The following is a 20480-nucleotide window of genomic DNA, read 5'->3' on the forward strand; positions in this document are numbered from 1 at the left end:
TCAGAAGTTCCACGCAAAGCCAACGGCCGCGTTAATCCCCGTCGCAGGAATGGATTCATGCGCCGTGCGATAGCGTTTGTCGGTCAGGTTGTTGAGGGCCAGATTGACCTGATACTGGTCGTTTGAACCGAATTCAGTGTTGACCGCCAGGTTCAGCGTCGCCCAGCCCGGTGTGCGGGTTTCGGTTGCGCCGGTATCGTCTTTGGCGCTGGAAGCTGCGCGGATATAGACATCAGACGTGACGTTGGCGGCGTTAAGCATCAGCGTGTGTTTCAGTCCAACACGGCCGTTGATGGTTGGCTCGCCGGTGTTGGTGGTTTTCAGCGTCTGCCCTTCGTACTGGCGGCGAATCAGGTTGCCGCTGACGTACGGTGACACCGCCCAGCCGTTGTATTCAGCGCTTAGCTCCATGCCCCAGGTTTTGGCCCGGTCGATGTTGTCGTAGTAGTAATATCCCCCGCGAGAGGTTGTGGTGTTGCCGTTGCACAGCGCCTGGCCGGAGCAGGAGACGCTGGCGATATAATCTTTTGCTTCCGAGTAATAGACCGCGCCGTCAACCATCCACAGGTTGCCGTTGTAGCGTGCGCCCAACTCGTAGTTGTTGGAGTGTTCGGCTTGCAGATCCGGATTGCCGTAGGTGACGCCGCCGCCCGCGGCGGTCTGCATAAACAATTGGCTGAGGGTCGGGAAGACGTAACCCTGAGCAAATGCCGCGCGTAGCTCAATATTATCGAAGCCGGAGTAACGCAAGCTGGTGGTCGTCACCAGTTCGCTGTCGTGCGCCGATTGCTCGGCAATGGAGGTATCCCGGGTGACGCCCGCGGTGGTGGAGTTCGCATCGCCGCGCGTCAGTTTCGATGAGAGCCAGTACTGGCGTGCGCCCAGCGTCCACGTCCAGTTATCGGCAAAGCGCCAGTCGTTCTGGGCGAACAACGAGGTGTTGCTCTGCTCAGACTCGTTATAGGCGCGGGTTTTGGTCTCAGTGTTAATGACGCCGGTTAATGCTTTCTGGGAGGTTGTCCCGCTGGAGGTTTGCGTTATCCGGTCACGCTTATACTGCGCACCCACGACCAGGTTGTTATCCGCAGGCAGCGTGAAGTTGCTTTGCAGCGTAACGCCCTGGGTATACTGCTTATCGTGGGTCTGGGTTTGGTTATGAACCGTCAGCGCCTTGATCATCGGGCTTGGGATTATCTGGGTTGTTTTGACTTCGTTTTCAAACTCACGCTCAATAGTTTGCTCGTAGGCATCGAGGTGAATTTTCTTCAGGTAGTCACCGTCCACGTCCATGTCGTAGAACAGGCCGATTTTTTCGCGCTCCAGTTTCGGGATTTTGACGCTAAAGGCATCGTACTCGCCGTCTGGATCTTCAAAATAGGTTTGGGTTGCCAGTCGGTATCTATCGAGCGACAGGCCAAAATGATGCTGGCCGAGGTTGTAGCCCAGCCAGACGGCCTGGCTGTTATTGCGATTATGGGTATTGGGCAGGCGGCCATCCGGCGTATCGCGATCGCCTTGATCGGAGTAGCTGCCGTTAATACGGTAATCAAACTGGCCGATGCTGCCCCATGCGGCGGCGGACTCCTCCCAACCTATGTTGGCTGAGTTGTAGACCGCTTTCACCATCCCGGCGACCGGCTTATCGCCGCCTTTTTTGGTGATAAAGTTCACCACGCCGCCGATAGCCTGCGAGCCGTATAGCACCGAGTATGGGCCTTTCACCACCTCGATCCGTTCAAGCGATGATTCGTCAATCAACAGCCCGACACCGTAGTTTTGCCCGGCGCGCTGGTAGGTCACTTCCTGCCCATCGATCAGAATCAATACCCGCGAGGATGCTTCACCGCGTATACGGATCTGTTTGCGGCCAGCAAGGGAGTTATCGGTAATTTCAACGCCAGGAATGTCCTGTAAATCATCGGCAAGGGCGCTATTGGTGGAGTTTTTTAGCGTCTGCTTGTCGATAACCTGAATGGTCGCCGGGCTCTCCCAAAGGCTGCTTTCCGAACGGTTGGCCGTTACGACAAGCGTCTCTTCTTTGTTGGCATTATTGTGGGCTGTGGTAGCCGTAGCGGCTGAAACGGCACCTGCAACAAATAACGGCAGGGCGGAGAGTACGAACGACCCTCGGGTAATGGTGTGCAGCATCGTTAACCCTATGGATAATTATTGAATGATAATAATAATGAATATCAATTAGATTTACATAATGAGGAGTGATGCGTCTAGCAACGAAGGTATAAACAAAATGCATCTTTGATTTGTGTCAATTTATTACATTGTGCAGGCAGTGGAATGTGAGGAAGATCACTTCAATATCGATATAAATTAAGTGGTTAATAGCGAAAATTTACAATAGGGAAGGTGGGGGTTGTGGAGGGAGCACGAACGCTATCTGTGTGTGTCGTTTCCCGGATTAAGGATATCCGGGAAAACAGCGCGGTGCTGTGGCATTACTCTTCTGTCAGCCACATTTCGGCTTCCTCAAACATTTCCTGAACGGCACGACTGATCTGTTCTTTTTCATGTTTGCTGGCATCGGTGTTAATGCCCGGCAGCGTCATCATCGGCTTAACGCGCACTTCTGCATCCGGGAAGATACGATGCACACGCTTGCTTAATTCGTTGAGGATTATCTCTTTCGCACCAGGAAGCCCTTCAAAGTTGCGCTTGTCATACACCAGCTCGACGAACATGTTTTTACAATCCTTAGGATAGGGGGAATAGGGTATTTATACTGTGTTTTTATCCAGTGTCAAGTGTAGGGCGGTGGAAGATTTACTGGAAGTATGTCTAAAGGATAAATCGAGAGCACAAAAAAGCCCGCAGGGCTTACGCTGTGCGGGCTTTCAGGACTTCATATCAGGCTCTGGTGACCATCAACAAAGGATTTTGGTGGGCTGGCGGAGTCTGAATTGGTTGTGTAACTTGTTGTTTAATAGCTGATAACCTTCAGTTCAATTTTCATTTTGGTCCCATTGTTGGTCCTAAAAGAAAATGTCAGGTTTTTTGCAGGGGAGGGGAGGTTACAGCAGGAGCCTCTTCGTCTGTGAGATTAGCATTTTGCTTTCCTTTAGTCTGCTCTGTATTTAAGCGTTTATTTCACGTTGGCTTTTAGCAATCCGGAAGAGCGCCTTGCTCGCAGAGCATCCACTGCGGAAATATACGGAGTCTGTTGTTGCCACGAAAACCCCTTCCGGTCGATACGGACAAGTTCGTATTTTTCTACCAGAAAATTAACGGCATCGGCCAGGGTGATCCCGGCATCAATATGTTCCTTAATAACAGATTCATTACTGAACGGCGTGTCGTTCAGTGCCAGGCTATAGTGCTGTTCAAGCAGGCGTGTCAGTAACATTTGCCAGACAGCCACGGGCGACAGACAGGGCTTCGCCGCCCGCGAAATTGTAGCAGGTAGATTTTTCATGTTTGCTCTCGTGAAATTTGTTAGCGTTGAGTGGGATAAATGGCGATGTATACGTAGCCGCAACTACCAAGGGTATCGGCTTCGCAGGTGAAACCGTTGTGGTACAGGGTGACACAGTGGGCATGGCGGGGATTAATTTCACTAGTGGTCAGCATGGATTCCATCTGGCTGATAAAATGCGGAACTGCCACATCCAGCTTAAGACATTCGGCATCACTGAACTGACCGGTAATGCTGGCCCGGTCAGTCAGGTAGTGCAGTCGGTTGCCCTCCTGCACCAGACGAGCTCCCAGGCGTGGCGTGATATCCCGCTGCAGGCCCCATGTAACATGACTTCTCATCGGGCTTCTCCTTTATTGTCAGTTCAGAGTGATACTCATCAGACAGGCATAAGGCCCGTTACGGTCCTGGCGGCGTTCGCCGTATACCGCCAGCACGCCGGAAATGTCAGGAACGACCTTACCGCTGTAATGACAGACACTGCCGTGCCACTGGTACTTACCGGTGGAGTATCGAAAAATGCGGTAGGCCGGATGCTGACGGTAAATCGTCATTGCCTGGCGTTTACTGATAATTTTCAGGTAATACCTCAAAGCAGACCGTGTTCAGCGAAAGACAATATCTTTGTGCCACCGACGATAAGGTGGTCAGGCACACGGATATCAACGAGCTGAAGCGCCTGCACCAGACGCTGCGTGATGGTCTTATCTGCCTTGCTGGGCGAGGTGTCGCCGGAGGGATGGTTATGCGCCAGTATCACTGCTGCCGCATTGAAGTACAGGGCGCGTTTGACCACCTCACGGGGATGTACCTCGGTACTGCTAATAGAACCGGCAAACAGGGTTTCGTGGGCAATCAACTGGTTCTGCTGGTTCAGATACAGCACCATAAACTCTTCGCGCTCCAGTCCCGCCATTTTCAGTTTCAGCCAGTCGCGGGCAGCCTGAGTGGAGGTGAATGCCACGCCTGTTTCGCGCAGGTGTCGGTCAAGCAGCGTTAAGGCGCGTTTTATCGTGCGTTGTGCGGCCAATGAAAGTGCCGTAGCCTGTGGGATAAGTGACTGTTCCATCATGAATATCCTTAATCAATAATGCGAAAAATGGCGTGGGATTCAGGGTGCTGCAGGGCGTAATCCCGCAGGCGGTAATAGTGCTCCGTCATGGCACCGCATTCGGTGCGACAGGCGTGATGGCTGTATTCAATCAGGCAGACCGCGATACCTGCGGCTTCCACGCTCATTTCCACACCATTACCGTTCATGCTGTTGAACATATGCCATTTATCACCACCGTCAGCATCAGGGGCCATAAACGCGCCGCCATTACGCAGCGTGTAAAAGGACCAGATACCACCGCTGTACTCATCACAAAAGCGCTCCATCCAGGCGAAAATACGGGGTTCCAGCGATATCCACTGCGGAATATCGCCAAAGTACAGCGGCCAGAAATCGAGACGCTGCTCGTCAGGTACTAGGGTTGCAGTAAGGTCAAATTGAGGTTCATTAGCGGACATCAATTCGCGTTTAGTTTGTGTCGTCATGGATATTCTCCGTCAATAAAAACGCCAGCGACGATGGCTGGCGTATGGGAAATAAAGGACATGCAGGGATGATGAATGGGTGTGGTCAGGAGGAGGATGCTCTGAGGATGCCTGACTTGCGGATATAACGGTTAAGCCCTTCACCGGCATCAGGTTCAAAGCACCACGCCCGCCAGACCATTCGACCTTCTGAGTCACGAACCACCCGGCGGAAGTGGCTGCGCTGGTCATCTTCAATAGCGATATTTTTATACCGGCGGGTAACCGCTTCAGCCTGCTGTCGGGTGAAGGGTCCCGGTGGCAACATATGAGATTCAGACATTCGGTGTACCTTAAAAGCAAAAGCCCCTGACGCAGACGCGTCAGGGGCTTTGGGAGTATGCAGGTGTCGGGTGATTGTCAGTAACCGGTTTGTACCTTATACAGCCGCAGGGTTTTACTGCCCCGGACAATTTTCACATACAGGGCATTATCTTTCGTGCTTCGCACAAAACCGGCCTGCACATCGCCCTTACAGTCACCACCGTCGTAAGGAATATTGACACCGGTCTGGCGCACCAGGTCGATAACCCCGAAGCTTAAGTCCTCACAGGCCGGGCCCGGCAGGTCCTGAATCAGGGCAAATTTATGGTCGTCGCTGACACCGGTCAGTGAACACATGGAGGTGTTGATGTCGTTTCCCTGGCACCAGTACTCCTGTCCGGGATTGTCTTTATCCATCAGGCTTGCCGGAAGTTGAGCGGCACTGGCACTGAATGCAGCAAGTGACAGAATGAGGGCGGGTACAGCAGAGGTCATCATTTTCAGCATGGTTTTCTTCCTGAATTAATCCAGCCCGCTGTCGGGCAAAATGAGAGAAATTGATATCGGGTGTTATCAGAAACGACGGTAGCGAAACAGCTCTTTGCCCTGGTACAACGCCACCAGGTCGTCATATTCCGGCTTCTTCTGGTTGGGCTTAAAGGTCACTACCGTGCCCGGACGACACAGGTCTTTTACAGTGAGACCGAATTTCTTGTCCGGAGTAATGGTGAATCCCTTCGACACATCGTTGCGCATGATAGTTATCCAGCCCCACAGGCCACCTTCGCAGTCCTTAAAGGGTGCTGAACGAACTGTTACCATCCCACCCAGGCGGTCAACAGACATGGCTTCACATTTTCCGGTAACCTGACGATGCGCATCACACCAGAAAATATTCCCGTTGTTGTCATTGACGACAGCAGGCAGCGTCCGGTTATAAGGCTGGGCCTGAACTTCTGTACAGAGCAGAAGGCTGCCAGTAATGCCCAGTATTTTAATCAGCGTTTTCATTACGTTGGTCCTTAACAGAGAAAGTATCAGGTAGCGACGATTCAGGCCCAGACAGTCAGGCCCAGCATCACCAGCCATACCCAGAAGTAAGCCGGTTTCTGACCAAGGGTTTTCGCCCGCCGCCACAAATAGAACGGCACCAGCCAGGCAAGTTTGCCGAACGTGGTGGTATCCACTCCGGCCTTACGCAGGCGTCGTTCATCGAGATACCCCAGTGCGATATTGAGCAGCAGCGTGATGAACCAGTACTGCCCACCCGAGACGGCCTCATATGCCTCGTCAAATGACATCCCGCTCAATCCTGCAGTCCACAACTCCAGCGCGTAGCCAATGAAGGGAGCAAATGCCAGCGTCCACACAACGCCACCCGGAATGCGGTTCCCCGGCAGCGCTGGCGGTGTGGTGCTCCGGAGCAGCGCCGAAGAAAGCGGAGTAGCGGAGACCGGCTGCCACTCTGCCATTCCCTGTCGCCATACCAAAGTGGATGCAGTCAGTTCACCGCGCATAATCAGGCCGGTGATATCGTCTTCAGTAACATTGTCGTGACGTATGCCATTTTTCTCGTAATGCCAGGTCATTGTTTTTCCTTCTTAACAGAGGTAATTAAATCAGTGTGTTGCCCGGCTCCTCCTCAGAGGGCCCAGGAGACAGGACTTCGCGGATACAGCTGAAGTGCGGAAGAGCCCGGATAAAGCCCGCCTGTGTGGTTAACTGGCTGAGACGTTTTAGCGGGGTGAACGTGGTGTTGAGTACTGTCACCGCATGGATGGTCGCCAGAGGATGCACGGTGATATACCCGTTAAGTTCACCGGTGAGGTACCAGCAGCCGTCAAATGAAATCAGTCGGTACGGGGCCAGCCCGTCACAGCGCTCTCCCTCGGCCAGCAGCAGTACCCGCTGGCATGCGGTAATGGCACTGACGAGGCGGTAAAACACCAGCGAGCTGACCGGTGACACTGACTGTGGGGATTGCCACACCAGGCAGGGCATTCCTCCTGCGGTGAGCAGCATGCCCGCCAGACGCCGGTCCAGCCCCGGAAAAATATCGGCCAGTCCTGCCCGGTGAGCAAAGGTCAGCGCATCCAGCTCGCCCTGTACGCCTCCACCGGTACTGCGCAGGCGGCATTGCCCCCGTCGATACTCAAGGTCGAGGTACATCAGCCGTTCGCGAAAATCCCGTCGCAGGGTACGCACTGACACACCAAACTCTGCAGCCAGCCGCGCCATATTCAGCGTTTCACCTGCAACCAGGCGGCTGATTATCAGTGACAGCCTGACAGCCAGCCGGTCATGACGGCGCTCTGCCTGTGTCATCTTAAATCTCCGTAATAGTTAACTGACTGAATATGAAATGATTCTAAATAGGGGGGCGGACAGGGTATGGACACGGAATGAACTATTTTTTATCTGCCTCCGGAAGCAGGCCCGACGCGGCACACCGTGAAATGCGGTGATAAAACACTCAATCCAATGAGGGGGAAACGGACAGGGAGTGTCCTTTGTTAACATGGCGATAACACTCTCAGGACTGAAACCCACTCAGCATCGCTTCCGCCATCACCCAGAGAGCCCGGTTGAGCTTCACATCTCCGTCAATACCACGCACGGCGCGGGTATGCGTTCGCCCGCCTTTTGCACTCCGGCCACTGAGCCCGCCCTTAATCAGGTTCTCCTGAATACGCTGGTATGTGGTCCACAGATCATTGCTCTCATCCTGCCAGCGGCGTGGGGAGAGTATCTGAGGTGCTGTCACCGGCTGGTGGTCCTCACCGAAACGGTACGTCAGTGCAGCCTGTGCCAGAGCCTGTTGTGCTGGTGGCGGCAGCATCAGCGACTGCATGGCATCCCGCTTCTCTTCCACACGGTCAAAAATACCCAGCACCTCATACGCCCCCTCTATCACCTGACTCACGACATCTCCTTTGTGCGGCACCCGCACCTCGCCAAACGACTCACCGCAGACAAGCCCGTTCTGGCATACCGCACGGAATAGTCCCGGTAGCATCTGATATGAACTGGAGCCATCGTGAGAATTGAGCAGAATAATTTCCGGGACTTGCTTGCCGGTAATTTGCCCCTCCCGACGCAGGCGCAGCATGTGCTTTGTGTGCTCGCGGCGACCTGGATCACGCACTCTGGTCTGACAGGCAAAGAAGGGCTGGAAGCCTTCGCGCTGCAGGTTTTCAAGAACGGTAATGGTTGGTATCCAGGTATACCGTGCGCTGCGTGACGCGTGCTTATCCTCACTGAACACACTGGGCACCACCCGAAACAACTCTTCATGAGTTAACGGACGGTCACGACGGATAAGATTTGCTGCGCCAAAGCGCGAAGCCAGACGGGTCATAAGCAGACTCCTCATGATGGATAAATAAAGGCAAAAAAGCCCTGTCGCTTAATTGCGGCAGGGCTCAGGAAACTACGGGTTAGAAGGGTTAATTTTCAGAAGAAGAAATTCCAGACTGCACGGGCGACCGATACCACGATGTCGCGTACAGACTGGATGACTGCCCGAACCGGGGACGGTATCAGGGGCATGGAACTTACTGTGTCCAACACCGACCCGACCGTTTCCCCAAAATCGTCACTGGCTTTTTTATTAACGGCATCGGTACGAAGCGGAGCACTGAGTTGTACCGCTACCGGACTGCTGGCCTCGCGTGGCAGGCAACGGATCATCCTTTCAGCCATTACCCGAAGCCCCCATTGCAGACGTACTGACACTGCACAAACCGGGTTTACCGGCTGGAACAGTTCATGTAACAGGCAGATTTTGCGGCGGATATTGTGTTTCTGCTCCGTAGACAATATCTCGCTGCCACTGGCTGGCTCAATCTTGTCGGCCTGACTGATGACAAACAGCACCTTATGCCAGTACTGCTCGCCAATCACCTGACGGTAAAAATGCTCATCCACCGCCAGCGCCCGGTCATCGGCCTTAATCAACCACAGCACTAGGTCCAGCCGGGGAAGCTGTTGCCGGTACAATGCGGCATACTCTGCATCACGGGTCTGACTTTCCCCGACACCAGGCAGATCCACGATGCTCATCACGCGTTCCCCCACCTGCAGTCGAAAGCGCAGTGGTTCGCGAGTGCAGGCAGCCACATCGCTGACAGTTGAAATCTCACTGGCAAACAGGGCATTGCACAACGAAGACTTTCCCACCCCTGTTTTGCCCATAATGCCTATCACCGGCTCATAGTGAATAAGCTGGTTTATCTGCTGCAGAATACGCTCTGATGCCCATTGCGGCAGACCGGAAAGCGATTGCTGCAGTGACTGTAAACCGTCAAATTGTTTCATTACCGCTCCTCTGAAATGAAAACAAAAAAGGCAAGACCGCGAGGTTCTGCCTTTAATGAGGTATGTTCAGGGGAATGATATATATCTGAATATTTTTAGAATGCTGATAGGCCATTCTGTGCTGTGAGTTCAAGTTATTCTGTCCAGTGCTGGCACCCTGGTGGCACCAACTCTACGGACAGAATGAAAAGTGCTGGCATAACTTTTGGACGGACGCGTAATCGGTCACTGAACCGCTGGTAAATCTATTCTTCAACGTTCTTACCACCCCATATTGGACGCTCAGGTTATTCTTTCCGGATCTCAATGCGAGATGACTACTTGGCAACCCCGGGGGGCTAAGATGGCTATTATCGAAGGTCAATTCATTCTGAATAGCCCAAGAGGACACCATCGCCGGTGCCGCTATTCTATAAAGAGGTTGTACGTTACTGTAATAACAATTATTATCTGGATGCTACCACTCCGGGCACCTTTTATCCCTGCACGTTAGTCATGCTCGTACGAGGTGTACGGGGCTGGCCGGTGGTAAATCGGCGCCGTAGAAGGAGTCCGGTATGAAACAGAAAACCGTTCTGGTACGTCAGTACCAGCGTTTTCGTTTAGGCCGCTGGGAGGACGTGTGCATGCACACGCGCTCCCTGCCTAATCGTTAATGTCATGTCCCCGGTGGTGGTAGCACCCTCAGGTTTCAGTCATCATCATATCGTAGTGTTCAAGATCCTCAGTCATTACAAACACTCGTTTAAACATATCAATATACATGTCTGCAGATGCCTCTTCCTGAAGGCGAATATTACGGCTGTCTGCGTGCGAATGGCGATTGATAAAACGATAGAAGGCGTTAAATCTGGGATCGCGATTTTCAGCTGCCAGCGTATCAAGAGCCTTGTAGAGACGCTCATTTTTCCCTGAAAAGCTAAAATAATGTTCAAGGATCTGGCGCATAACATTTGGAATAATTACGCCGGAAGACACATCGTTGCTGGCCTTGCGCAACACATACCACAGTGCCTGATAGTCATTAAGTAATTCTTTATCCGATATAACACTGACGGTGCTGTGCCGGTTTTTAGCAATGCGATATAGTTGCCAGTCTGCTGGTTTTTTTCCTGCCGGCCTGCTCCCGCTTGAGAGAAGAAGTTCCTGGAAGAAGAACAAACTGTGTGTAAGCAGCACCACCTTAGCGGCGCGATCAGATTTAATAATTTCATGCTGGATGAGCGCAGCCACTTCAAATATATAATTCTGAGACAGACTGGAGATTGGGTCATCAATTACGATAAGGCTTGGCCGGTTATCGGACTGTGTGCGGCTGTTTCTGCCCTTACATGTTTCGATAAAATACAGGAAAGCAATCAGCGTTTTTTCACCTTCGCTCAGAGTCTGGAACACCGGGCGATCGGTGCTTTCTCCGGCTCTGCTGAGCCGGTATGACTCAACGCCCTCTTCGCACGGTACGATATGGAAGCTATCAATACCCATCGAAGTCAGTGCGTTATTAATGTTCTGTATGGTGCTGTTGATGTTGACTGTGCTGGAGTATTTAGCGGCGATTTCTTTTTCAGCTGTAGCGATATTTTCTCTGAGTTCTACTGATTTAACTTCAAGAGTTTGCCTGTAATCCTGCAGTGCTTTCAGTTCTGTGCGCTGTTCCTCAATGGCATCTGAAGACAGGTGGCGAATGTGAGCATAAACACGATCTGTTAGGGATGTCCGCTCTGTCGCATAATTTTTTGCGAGTCGATTGTTTTCACTGATTTCCATGTTCAGTGCCGCAATCGCCTGCTGAAGACTTTGTGATTCATCAAGAGTCAGCTGCGGGTGAATACATACCGAAGGTTCTGCAATTTTTTGTGAAACCGCATTCTGATTTATTAGCCCTTTTTGCTCAAGTTCATATAACCGGGCAAGCACCGGGGAGTCAGCGTTTACTAATGGGCAGGTGTTCACCGTCTCTCTAAATTGCTCAAAGTAGCTTTTCCATTCAGAGTGCCTCTTTTCAAGCTGTCGAAGCGCGCTCATTGCCGTTTCCCATGAGCGGTCAAATAACGCGGTGATTTCCTGTCGGAGATGTTCCCCGTCTACAGGGGATTGGCAAAATGGACAAATGTCGCCGTCAAACCACACGGCTCCACGTGCTATCCAGTCACTGTTGCTGAGGCGCCTTACGGCGGCAGCCAAAACACTGTCACCCGCCGGCACCAAAGGTTCCTTCAGGAGGGTAAGCTCCTCTTCAGTGAAAACGAAGTAAGGAAAATCATCGACAGATGCAATAAGGTTGCCCTTACTGTCTTCCAGACGCTTCAGTTCTTCACACAGCAACTCCGTGCTCGTAACAGCAGTGTCAGGTGATGACATGATTTTTTGGTACAGAGTGTCGGTGCGCTTGGCACCGACCATTAGGTCGCCAGCAGCAGATGAACGTATCTCTGCAGAGCTGCTAAAAATTTGATTGGCACAATCGCCGCGAACTTTTCGCTGGTCAGCGTCATTTTTCTGCAGAGAAGCGCTATTAGCCTGCTGTAAATCACGCTGAGCGTTGGCATATGCTTCCAGTTGCAGGATTTCACCAGCAATGGTGGTATTTTCTTCGCTGAGCGTAAAAATACCGGGCTGAACAGCTTGGCTGTTAAACAGATCTTCTACAAACTGATGGTTGAATACGAGATATCGCATATCCAGAGGAGGATGAAGGCTGCACTGTCCGTACTCATCGCCATTCTGTGGGTAAAAATACCCAGATATCGTTGATTTACCAGCTCCGTTCTGGCCGTAAATCAGGGTGACATAGTTGCTGATATCAATCTGAACCGTTTCATCGTGGGAATAACTGCGCACTCCGCGCAGAGAGAGTATGCTCATCGTTCAACCCCTATGGTTTGATTACTTAAACATCATACTCAATAGGGGATAGTCTTAAAACCCATTGTATTTAGTGTAGGTATATGTATTAGTTGAACTAGTACGGGAAGTCCAGAGTTCATTTATGATAAGGGATATACGAAATGCATACATGTCCACCTCCGAAGAAGGCGATCAATAGTTGGTTGAAAGAATATCCCTCGGTGGAGGGCAACTATGGCCATCTGCTCCTTGAGCAAAAAGAAGATCTGGCACCAGATCTGGCCAGTGCACTTATTCCCTATTTTGAGTCAGCACATCTGGACGCCCGTGATTATTTCTGCGAGCAGATCGGAATTGACCTTCATCCAGATGCAGAAAAGGACGATGAAGATGAGGTTGAACTACTCTATCCTCAATGTCTGCCAATGAGCGCTCGCCGGGGCCTCTTTGGTGAAGTAATGGCAGGGATGCTTACCGAGCACTATACCTACGTTGGTAACCACAAATGGGATATACCAATTTTCCTCTTTCGTTACCATGCCGATGTCGAAAAGTATTTGTTCGATCTTGCCCGAGACACATCCCGTACGCGACAGGTTTTTGGACGGTTTGGTTCGGACTTTCTCGGTCTATGTCTGGATAGTAACGGAAATGTAGTTCGATTTATTGCGGGTGAGGCAAAATGGCGCGACGCCTTGAACAAGGCGACGATCGATAATTTAATGCTTGGAAAGTGGGTCACGAACAAAAAGACTAATGAACGCACCCGCTCAGGCAAAGGTATATGGTTCGAAGTAAATCGCGATACGACTGTTCCTCACGGTATGAGACAACTTCAACGTTTGCTCCAAGAGTGCGATCCCGATGGTTTCAGTGCAGCTATCTTGTCTATCGATAGAGCGCTAGTGATACGAAATCCCAAACCATTGCCTCGTACAAATCTTATCCTGATCGTTGGTAACGACGTACCAAGCCGTGGCGAACGTTGTTCCCTCATCCCATGGAAAAAGCAACCGGAGGAGTACACTGCTCCTCATGACCTACAGGTTGTCGAATTAATCCTTGCTAATGGCGGGGATTTGATCGACCAAATCTATGATTCGCTATGGTCCGAGGATTGATTGAATATGGCCGATAATGATCGAGAACGACTACAAATAGCACGTCAGGTACGAAATACCCTTGCTGTTGAAAATACCTTGTCTGCAATACAGGCGCGTGCATTTGTCAGGTGTTTGCAAACAATCTGGGAGGTGCCGCTTATCCATTGGAACGAGCAGGAGTCCGAAGAACTGTTTGCTGATGCCCGGCGTTTGCTTCATGCAGCGGAGATTTATCGCCAAATTGAGGGAAAGTATTCGCTCGGTGCGATTGACTGCTACCGGCGTGCTGGTGAGCTTCTTGAGTGGTTATCGCGCGCAGAGGACAAGCTTCGACTAATCGCGCCGATTGAATTGTTTGCCGCGGCAGCGCTCCAGCTTGGTGGATTGCCTGCGATGGCTACAGGCCTACTTCGGCAAGTTGATTTGGGTAACCCTGGTTCACAACTCTATGCCAGTTTTTTGCAGGCAGATTTTGATGGAGTAGTGCAAGTCGTGATGGAGTTCTGGGGCAAACATCCAGAGCTCACTGGTCGAGATGCACCGCGTAAGCTGCTCTTGGATTCAGAGGACGAAGGCCGAATAGCTTGGTACTTCACCACCGAACTTGTCCGTTGCATCGGACTGTTCGCCGAATCAATGCGACGGGGGGACAGTGTTCGGCTCGCGCGCGCGATCGAAAAGCTCAATGCATTGGAAAAAATAACCACACGGACGTTTAGTGAAGATGCCTCGTTACTCATTACACTCCTGTGTGCAGTTGCTGATAATTATCGAGAGGCAAGCATCTATCTTCCTGTGAAGCGTCTGGCGGACACGAAAGCTGACCGAACTACGAGATTGCTGCGTTTTGCTCGAGATCAATTCAGTCGTGGTCGTGGAGTTCTTTGGCCTTCCCAGCGTGATGGGCTGAAAAGGCTACTGCGTAGCTCATCCTTCGCGCTTTGCACACCTACTGGTTCGGGGAAAACATTAGTCGCAAATCTAGCTTTGGTGAAAGAGCTACTTCTTCACCCTGACGAGAATATAACCGATCCGATGGCTCTATATTTGGTCCCATCTAGAGCGCTTGCGGGGGAAGTAGAAACTAAATTGCGAAGTGAATTAGGTGAAGATCTGATCATCACTGGTCTTTATGGGGGGGCGGATTGGGGGATTACAGACTATTGGCTCAACGCTGACATGCCGACCGTTCTAATCGCCACAGTTGAGAAGGCTGAAGCATTGATGCGTTACGTGGGGCCTCTTATTTTGGCTCGTCTTCGCTTGCTTGTATTGGATGAGGCGCATCAAGTTGTACCGGAGGACAACGACAGGACGCGTGAGGCATTTGCGGATCATAGCAGTCGCTCTCTCCGGCTTGAGGGATTCGTCTCGCGGTTGCTTTCGCTGGCTCCGGATATTGCCCGAATCGCACTTACGGCAGTCGCAGGTGGCGGTGCTACGCCTGTAGCACGATGGACTGAAGGGAGGTCTGACGCGGTGGCAGTTGGAACACAGTATCAGAGCACGCGTCAACTGATAGGTATTCTCGAAACTGCGCCAGAGCAGTCAGGCCGTATCCTATTGGAGATAATGAATGGACAAGCACTCGATGTGAGAGATCGAGATGCCCCAGTTTATCTGCCATTACGTACTCCCCCAATAGCACCGCTTCCCGCAACAATGCGAAATAGTCTGTATCGGTTCAATGAATTAAGCGTATTGTGGACAGCTTTACATCTTGTTGACGACGAGAGACGAATACTGATATCTGTGGCACAAGAACCTGAAAAAACGATGCGTTGGTTTAAAGAGGCTTTAGAGCTTCCTACATGGGCCTCACTACCACCTTTTATTGTACCTGCTGGGAGACGTCGTGAGCGGTTTAACGAGGCTCGAGCTGTAACCGTCGACTATTGCGGTCCAAATTCCTATGAAGTTGCGTTATTGGATCGAGGGATCGCAACTAGTCACGGTCAGATGCCTCAACGGCTTCGCCGACTTATGACTGAGATGATCGACCAACGCATCTGCCCAATCACGGTAGCAACTGCAACATTGACTGAAGGTGTCAATTTGCCATTTGATATTATTTTCTTGACGTCCCTGAAGCGGCGTTCGTTTGATTCCACAACCCGACGACCAATTATTACACCACTTTCTACGGCTGAGTTCCGAAACTTAGCGGGGCGGGCGGGACGTCCTGGTGCAAGTAAGGGAATGGAAGGTATGACCTTGGTTGCTATACCACGAAGTGTCTCTGCCACGGCCCGTACTATGCGGGTAACCCAACAAAAGCAACGTAGAGAACTCATTGCCGACTATCGCTTGTTGCGTGGGCGTTTATTAGATGACGCGAGGGATGCTCAGGTTGTCTCCAGTCCACTTGCCCTATTGATTGATACGATTGCTGCACGCGCTGCGGAACTGTTTGGAATAGAAGGTGAAGATTTCTTGGAATGGCTTGACTTTGCGAGCCCAGGTGAAATAAGCGATATGGCTGGGAGAGCCGAAACAATCCCTATTGCTCGCCTTGCCGATAGTCTGGACGAACTTGATGGAGTTTTGCTAAGCGCGATAGAAGAATTAAACCAAGGACAGGCTCAGGAATTGACTGCTATCCAGGCTGAAGTGCACCTTGTTCAGTTGTGGCAAAAAACGTTTACAAATGTTGTCGCAGTGCAAGAAGAATGGCTTGCAAAGACTTTTGTGAGGCGTGGGCGGGCACTTATCGACAATATCTACCCAGACAGTGATGAACGGAAAAGACTTTACCTCTACGGTTTTACGCCTTATGTCGGCCGCCGCTTCGATGCAGTGGCGCAGAAAATATACGAGTTGATTGTGCAGGCAATTAACTATGGTAGTGCCACCGATGCTGAGCGTTTGGCACTCTTCGAGAACATTGGTGAACTGGTTGCTAATGATCGGGGATTTGGCTTCCGTATTCGCAACACGGCAACTGACCAGCGTCTTCTAGACGATTGGCCAAGCCTCTTATCATGGTGGATGAAAGGAACCGTTGCAGATTTTCCAGCTCCTGGCGACCTACGGGCGTGGCAACGATTCGTTACCGATAATCTTGAGTTTCGATTGGGCGTGGCTATTGGAGCCGTAGTTGCTAGAGCTTGGACTAACGGGGAAGGGGATCCGCTGGCTGTACCAACGTTAGAGAAGTGGCGTGCTACAACGGGATTGCCGTGGTTCGGTTTCTGGGCACGAGAATTATTACGCTGGGGTACACTTGACCCATTTGTTGCATTTGTTCTGGCACAGGGACTGGCAAAAACGCGAAATGAAGCGATAGAACTCCGTGCAGAATTTGAGAAATGGCTTAACGAGGGGTATGAAAACCTTGAAGATGAAGACATGATTGATCCTCAATTATTCCTCAAATGGCAACGCAGCCAGCAACACAACAGGGTAAAGCAAGCCGAAAGTGGAGTGGAAAACGCGGAGCTGACAGGTACGGACGGGAAATTGAAACGCTACGCCGTCGTCCCTGTTCTACAGGGCAACACTATTCATTGGATAGATGCAGCAGGTTATGAACTCGCAAAATCGCGTGATGAAGAAGGGGTATACTCTCCAGATGCGAATCGTAACGATTTCGAGCTTCGACTGCAGCACCATATAGCGACAGTGGAGCGTACTTTTAAAGTCCGAAGTTAAATCTCACAGGTAACTCTACATAAGCATACTGAACTGTCAGCAGCCCAGACATTCAGTTGGTTGTATTGGGATGGTCTTATACTCAACCAAAATGATTATTCCAATCTTTGGAGACTGCTACAGCTGCTACGTGTAGCAGCTGTAGCAGGGGAAAGATAAAGCGTCATTTACTTTTTCTGACCGCACTAGTACTTTTCTGTTGACGTCGGGTCGCTTTTCCCTTCTCCCTAAGCGTGCCCTCTTTGCGTTTTACTGATGCAATCTTCAACGCTTCACATACCTTTTCCCGAAGATGTTTGGGCTTCTCTGTTACACCGGCAAATATCCTGATGTGTCCTAGTTCTTCTCCAGGGCATCTCAAATAACTAATAAAAACATTGATGCTACTCAGGAAATTATAAAGTGTGCATTTGTCAAGCACACCAACCAGGTTTTCATTCAATTCACGAGCTGTTAGTGTTTTATTTTTCACTATAAGCCCGGCTAGTTCATTACTGTCAATGCTATCACCTGTTTCGCGAATAAGGATATTTAATTTGCCCAGCGCACATTCTATTTCATCAAGAATTCCGAATATAGCTTGCGGACACACATCAGATAGTGAATCTTCAGATGAATAACTTACCTTTCTTATCATGTGGTTGTACATTTTTATTGCACGCATGATCGTCATGTTATCTGCGCATAATACAAGATTACTATCAGTTTCTCCCTGAGTCACAGCAATAAGTTCGGTAAGAGCACCTTGATTGCTCAAGGTGCTGTTTATCACGGACAGTAATGTTTTATTTCTTATTTTTTTTCTTTCCAGTTTCACTTTTAATGCCAGTTTGATAACTGAAAAGGCTGAGGGCAGGTAACCAATCGGTAAGGTAGTTAATGGGATTTTGTTTACAAGTCGGAATGCTTCATCTGTTTTATTCTGACTGAGAAAAATGATGGTTTGCAAAAGTTGGGAGTAGGGTATCAGTACATCTGAGTTAGATGCAGATTTGAAACAAGATGCTATTTCAGCTAAATCCCATTTAGAGTATTTGGTGTTATTCCTAGTGTTAAAAATAAGCCATTTTAATTCGTGTACATAACGATACGGTTTTTCCTCTATAGTTACCGAAACGGGCCGGACAGCCACATTATAAAATGGAAGAGTAATGTAATGTAATAGTTTTTCGTCATACCCCTTAGAGTAGATATATCGACATAAAATGCCATAACTATTGTTGTAATTAATGCCATTGTTTAGGGTGTGTCGGTAATGCATGGATACCGCGGTAATGACAGAGGTCTTGCGTTCGAATGCGAGTAACACATTAAGTGACAGATAAGCCCGTTCAATCTTATCTAAATTCTGCGAGTGGAGTGTTATGTCTTTTTGCAAAATGTTGCTTTCATCGTATTCTGAACGGCATTTTTTTATTATTCCTTTTATTGTATATTCCCGCTGCCCACTTCCTGCTTTGATACAGCTAACGAAGTTAAAAAGGGGATCTAGATGGCCTTTGTACGGAAAATCAAATGAGTGAATGTATTCCCGCAAATAGTTTTTCACGCCGACATAAATCTTTCTTTTATCAGCGCTTTCGTGTGGGCAGTGTGTACTGATTAAAAAACGATGAATATGGTAATAGAAATGCATTTCATCATCGGGGGGAAGAGAATTGTAAACGTCTAATGCTACTATGGGAGGCAATGCAAAGTGAAGGTATCGCTTTGTGATTTGGCGACTGTCCAGATGAGAAAAGACCGGAATATGGATTAGCGCGTTATATAGTTGCTCGTATTTGTAAAAAATTTCGCGCCTTTCTTCGAGGCTGAAGACTTCATTGCTGTCAATTATTCTTATTACATCATTATAGCCTTGATCAAAAAAGGACTGATGAAAGGAATAACTGCTGTTTCCACGCACTTCACGCCGTTCGTCATCCTTATCAAACAGGCCAAAGAACTGATAAAGACGATACATCATATCAGCAAAAGCATGAGTCCCCACGTTCCCTCCGGTTGGTTTCCGTTTTTTGACGGGGACAGTATCTCAGATGGTATGAGAGAGTTCGAGCGCTGACTAAGACGTCCAATAAGGGGAACTAAAAATGTTAAAACCATGTGAGCAAACGAACCATTCTAACCAGCCTCTGCGCATTCTGCGTATGGCTGATTTGACGGCACTCTTGGGAATATCCCGATCCAGCATCTACGAAAAATTGAACCCAAAATCCCGGTATTACGATGCTGATTTTCCTAAACCGATCCGGCTTGGGGCTGCATCTGTCGGTTGGCGCTCTACCTCTGTAGACGAGTGGATCGCCTCTCGGGTGGTTTAATTTTTTTCTCTAAAAGGAGTGTTCAATGAAACTTACACATAAAAAAAATGAAAATCATGATCTTAATCTGGATGTTAGAGCGATTTTGATTTTCATCCAGCAAATTTTATTTTGCATATGTGGAAAAACTAAAGCCTCTATTGAGCTAACATTTTCCACAATTCTGGCAAGCATGTCTCTGGCCTGTCAGGATATGTATGATGTTGAAATTGTTGATGGTGTTATCGCACCCGTGTCGCATTTCCACATTAGTTTGGCAAGATCGGGAAGCCGAAAAACAACAGTATATAGGGTTGCAATGGCCCAAATTCACCAGTTTGAGCACCAACTGGCCGAGGTATTCTCAATTAGGCTGAAAGAATACGAACGACAATATGTGCTCTGGGATGAAGAATGTAAAAGCCTTAAGAAATCGCTTCAGAAAGCGATACGTCAGAAAGACGGAATAGAAGAAGCCAGACACGAGCTGGAGGAATGTCTTAAAAATGAACCTGTAAAGCCTGTGAGAGTGCATTTAACGGTAACCGATCCTACACCGGAAGCGCTTCTGAAAGAAATGAGCGACTACTCTAGCCTAGGTATCACTTCTGATGAGGGAAGTGCTCTGTTTGAAAGTATCATGCGCCGTAAGACAGCAAATCTTAACAGCCTGTGGTGTGGTGAAAATTATCGGGTCAGCCGTGTGTCAACGGGCAGTTTCTACATCAAGGATCCCCGTCTTGGTATGCTATTGATGATGCAACCGGAACCGCATGATCTCATTCTGAGATCGCTGGCTAAAAAAACAAGAGCAACGGGGGGAGATGCTCGTATTTTAAGAATGGATCTTACATTGATCACCAGACCGATTGATATTAATGATCTTGTACCTGGCAATGAATCTGATCTCGATAAGTTTTATTCTATTCAAAAAAAACATATTGCTGCCGGGATTGAGCGAAGGAAAAAAAATGTGATGTAGCCCCCTGAAAC

The 20480-nt window shown here is 49.7% G+C and carries 20 protein-coding genes; 4 read left to right on the forward strand and 16 right to left on the reverse strand.

Annotation, left to right across the window (positions count from 1 at the left end; translation table 11 throughout):
• From LZ634_RS06150 to LZ634_RS06220, 15 genes are all read right to left on the reverse strand, one after another.
• Nucleotides 1-2148, reverse strand: a complete 2148-nt coding sequence (locus tag LZ634_RS06150; RefSeq protein ID WP_234503141.1) for a TonB-dependent receptor — start codon at nt 2146-2148, stop codon at nt 1-3.
• Nucleotides 2149-2453: 305 nt separating this feature from the next.
• Nucleotides 2454-2696 (reverse strand): DinI family protein, encoded by a 243-nt coding sequence (locus LZ634_RS06155; RefSeq protein ID WP_234503144.1) that lies wholly within the window; start codon nt 2694-2696, stop codon nt 2454-2456.
• 401 nt (nt 2697-3097) lie between these two features.
• The gene (locus LZ634_RS06160; RefSeq protein ID WP_029403979.1) at nt 3098-3427 is read right to left on the reverse strand and encodes a TA system toxin CbtA family protein; all 330 of its coding nucleotides are present in this window, start codon (nt 3425-3427) and stop codon (nt 3098-3100) included.
• A 20-nt stretch (nt 3428-3447) separates the two neighbouring features.
• Nucleotides 3448-3768, reverse strand: coding sequence for a type IV toxin-antitoxin system YeeU family antitoxin (locus LZ634_RS06165; protein ID WP_029403980.1), 321 nt, complete (start codon nt 3766-3768; stop codon nt 3448-3450).
• Between the two features lie 18 nt (nt 3769-3786).
• Complete coding sequence (locus LZ634_RS06170) at nt 3787-4008, reverse strand: DUF987 domain-containing protein (protein ID WP_029403981.1); 222 nt, start codon at nt 4006-4008, stop codon at nt 3787-3789.
• A gap of 8 nt (nt 4009-4016) precedes the next feature.
• The gene (locus LZ634_RS06175) at nt 4017-4499 is read right to left on the reverse strand and encodes a JAB domain-containing protein (RefSeq protein ID WP_029403982.1); all 483 of its coding nucleotides are present in this window, start codon (nt 4497-4499) and stop codon (nt 4017-4019) included.
• Nucleotides 4500-4507: 8 nt separating this feature from the next.
• The gene (locus LZ634_RS06180) at nt 4508-4966 is read right to left on the reverse strand and encodes an antirestriction protein (RefSeq protein ID WP_029403983.1); all 459 of its coding nucleotides are present in this window, start codon (nt 4964-4966) and stop codon (nt 4508-4510) included.
• An 85-nt stretch (nt 4967-5051) separates the two neighbouring features.
• Nucleotides 5052-5288 (reverse strand): DUF905 domain-containing protein, encoded by a 237-nt coding sequence (locus tag LZ634_RS06185; protein WP_029403985.1) that lies wholly within the window; start codon nt 5286-5288, stop codon nt 5052-5054.
• A 77-nt stretch (nt 5289-5365) separates the two neighbouring features.
• On the reverse strand, nt 5366-5776 hold the full coding sequence (locus LZ634_RS06190; RefSeq protein ID WP_029403987.1) for a hypothetical protein: 411 nt from the start codon (nt 5774-5776) through the stop codon (nt 5366-5368).
• Nucleotides 5777-5842: 66 nt separating this feature from the next.
• A complete protein-coding gene (locus LZ634_RS06195; RefSeq protein ID WP_008815077.1) occupies nt 5843-6280 on the reverse strand; it encodes a hypothetical protein in 438 nt (145 codons plus the stop codon).
• Between the two features lie 41 nt (nt 6281-6321).
• Nucleotides 6322-6858 carry a DUF4339 domain-containing protein gene (locus LZ634_RS06200; protein WP_029403989.1) on the reverse strand — a complete coding sequence of 179 codons (537 nt, stop codon included), beginning with the start codon at nt 6856-6858 and terminating at the stop codon, nt 6322-6324.
• A gap of 25 nt (nt 6859-6883) precedes the next feature.
• On the reverse strand, nt 6884-7594 hold the full coding sequence (locus LZ634_RS06205) for a DeoR family transcriptional regulator (RefSeq protein ID WP_029403990.1): 711 nt from the start codon (nt 7592-7594) through the stop codon (nt 6884-6886).
• Between the two features lie 208 nt (nt 7595-7802).
• Nucleotides 7803-8627 (reverse strand): DUF932 domain-containing protein, encoded by an 825-nt coding sequence (locus LZ634_RS06210; RefSeq protein WP_029403991.1) that lies wholly within the window; start codon nt 8625-8627, stop codon nt 7803-7805.
• 95 nt (nt 8628-8722) lie between these two features.
• Nucleotides 8723-9586 carry a GTPase family protein gene (locus tag LZ634_RS06215; RefSeq protein WP_029403992.1) on the reverse strand — a complete coding sequence of 288 codons (864 nt, stop codon included), beginning with the start codon at nt 9584-9586 and terminating at the stop codon, nt 8723-8725.
• A 684-nt stretch (nt 9587-10270) separates the two neighbouring features.
• Nucleotides 10271-12451, reverse strand: a complete 2181-nt coding sequence (locus LZ634_RS06220) for an AAA family ATPase (protein WP_029403993.1) — start codon at nt 12449-12451, stop codon at nt 10271-10273.
• Nucleotides 12452-12594: 143 nt separating this feature from the next.
• Between LZ634_RS06220 and LZ634_RS06225 the strand changes: the two genes are divergently transcribed.
• Both LZ634_RS06225 and LZ634_RS06230 read left to right on the forward strand, forming a co-directional pair.
• Nucleotides 12595-13554: a hypothetical protein gene (locus LZ634_RS06225; protein ID WP_029403995.1), complete on the forward strand. Its 960-nt coding sequence runs from the start codon at nt 12595-12597 to the stop codon at nt 13552-13554.
• A 6-nt stretch (nt 13555-13560) separates the two neighbouring features.
• Entirely contained in the window at nt 13561-17187 is a 3627-nt protein-coding gene (locus LZ634_RS06230) for a DEAD/DEAH box helicase (RefSeq protein ID WP_031493934.1), read from the forward strand.
• 163 nt (nt 17188-17350) lie between these two features.
• Here the strand turns inward: LZ634_RS06230 and LZ634_RS06235 are convergent, their stop codons facing one another.
• Entirely contained in the window at nt 17351-19177 is a 1827-nt protein-coding gene (locus LZ634_RS06235; RefSeq protein ID WP_234503147.1) for a hypothetical protein, read from the reverse strand.
• A gap of 157 nt (nt 19178-19334) precedes the next feature.
• On the opposite strand from LZ634_RS06235, the gene LZ634_RS06240 reads away from it, so the two are divergent.
• The gene (locus tag LZ634_RS06240) at nt 19335-19508 is read left to right on the forward strand and encodes a helix-turn-helix transcriptional regulator (RefSeq protein WP_409187258.1); all 174 of its coding nucleotides are present in this window, start codon (nt 19335-19337) and stop codon (nt 19506-19508) included.
• Nucleotides 19509-19533: 25 nt separating this feature from the next.
• Nucleotides 19534-20469, forward strand: a complete 936-nt coding sequence (locus LZ634_RS06245; protein WP_234503148.1) for a DUF3987 domain-containing protein — start codon at nt 19534-19536, stop codon at nt 20467-20469.
• Nucleotides 20470-20480: the final 11 nt, after the last annotated feature.

This window comes from Kluyvera intermedia (assembly GCF_021440345.1).
GTDB classification, from domain to species: Bacteria; Pseudomonadota; Gammaproteobacteria; order Enterobacterales; family Enterobacteriaceae; genus Kluyvera; species Kluyvera intermedia_A.

What these genes read in the sequence shown, in the direction of transcription:
- LZ634_RS06150 (WP_234503141.1), bottom strand. Translation starts at nt 2,148, where the DNA reads ATGCTGCACACCATTACCCGAGGGTCGTTCGTACTCTCCGCCCTGCCG.
- LZ634_RS06155 (WP_234503144.1), bottom strand. Translation starts at nt 2,696, where the DNA reads ATGTTCGTCGAGCTGGTGTATGACAAGCGCAACTTTGAAGGGCTTCCT.
- LZ634_RS06160 (WP_029403979.1), bottom strand. Translation starts at nt 3,427, where the DNA reads ATGAAAAATCTACCTGCTACAATTTCGCGGGCGGCGAAGCCCTGTCTG.
- LZ634_RS06165 (WP_029403980.1), bottom strand. Translation starts at nt 3,768, where the DNA reads ATGAGAAGTCATGTTACATGGGGCCTGCAGCGGGATATCACGCCACGC.
- LZ634_RS06175 (WP_029403982.1), bottom strand. Translation starts at nt 4,499, where the DNA reads ATGATGGAACAGTCACTTATCCCACAGGCTACGGCACTTTCATTGGCC.
- LZ634_RS06180 (WP_029403983.1), bottom strand. Translation starts at nt 4,966, where the DNA reads ATGACGACACAAACTAAACGCGAATTGATGTCCGCTAATGAACCTCAA.
- LZ634_RS06185 (WP_029403985.1), bottom strand. Translation starts at nt 5,288, where the DNA reads ATGTCTGAATCTCATATGTTGCCACCGGGACCCTTCACCCGACAGCAG.
- LZ634_RS06190 (WP_029403987.1), bottom strand. Translation starts at nt 5,776, where the DNA reads ATGCTGAAAATGATGACCTCTGCTGTACCCGCCCTCATTCTGTCACTT.
- LZ634_RS06195 (WP_008815077.1), bottom strand. Translation starts at nt 6,280, where the DNA reads ATGAAAACGCTGATTAAAATACTGGGCATTACTGGCAGCCTTCTGCTC.
- LZ634_RS06200 (WP_029403989.1), bottom strand. Translation starts at nt 6,858, where the DNA reads ATGACCTGGCATTACGAGAAAAATGGCATACGTCACGACAATGTTACT.
- LZ634_RS06205 (WP_029403990.1), bottom strand. Translation starts at nt 7,594, where the DNA reads ATGACACAGGCAGAGCGCCGTCATGACCGGCTGGCTGTCAGGCTGTCA.
- LZ634_RS06210 (WP_029403991.1), bottom strand. Translation starts at nt 8,627, where the DNA reads ATGACCCGTCTGGCTTCGCGCTTTGGCGCAGCAAATCTTATCCGTCGT.
- LZ634_RS06215 (WP_029403992.1), bottom strand. Translation starts at nt 9,586, where the DNA reads ATGAAACAATTTGACGGTTTACAGTCACTGCAGCAATCGCTTTCCGGT.
- LZ634_RS06220 (WP_029403993.1), bottom strand. Translation starts at nt 12,451, where the DNA reads ATGAGCATACTCTCTCTGCGCGGAGTGCGCAGTTATTCCCACGATGAA.
- LZ634_RS06225 (WP_029403995.1), top strand. Translation starts at nt 12,595, where the DNA reads ATGCATACATGTCCACCTCCGAAGAAGGCGATCAATAGTTGGTTGAAA.
- LZ634_RS06230 (WP_031493934.1), top strand. Translation starts at nt 13,561, where the DNA reads ATGGCCGATAATGATCGAGAACGACTACAAATAGCACGTCAGGTACGA.
- LZ634_RS06240 (WP_409187258.1), top strand. Translation starts at nt 19,335, where the DNA reads ATGGCTGATTTGACGGCACTCTTGGGAATATCCCGATCCAGCATCTAC.
- LZ634_RS06245 (WP_234503148.1), top strand. Translation starts at nt 19,534, where the DNA reads ATGAAACTTACACATAAAAAAAATGAAAATCATGATCTTAATCTGGAT.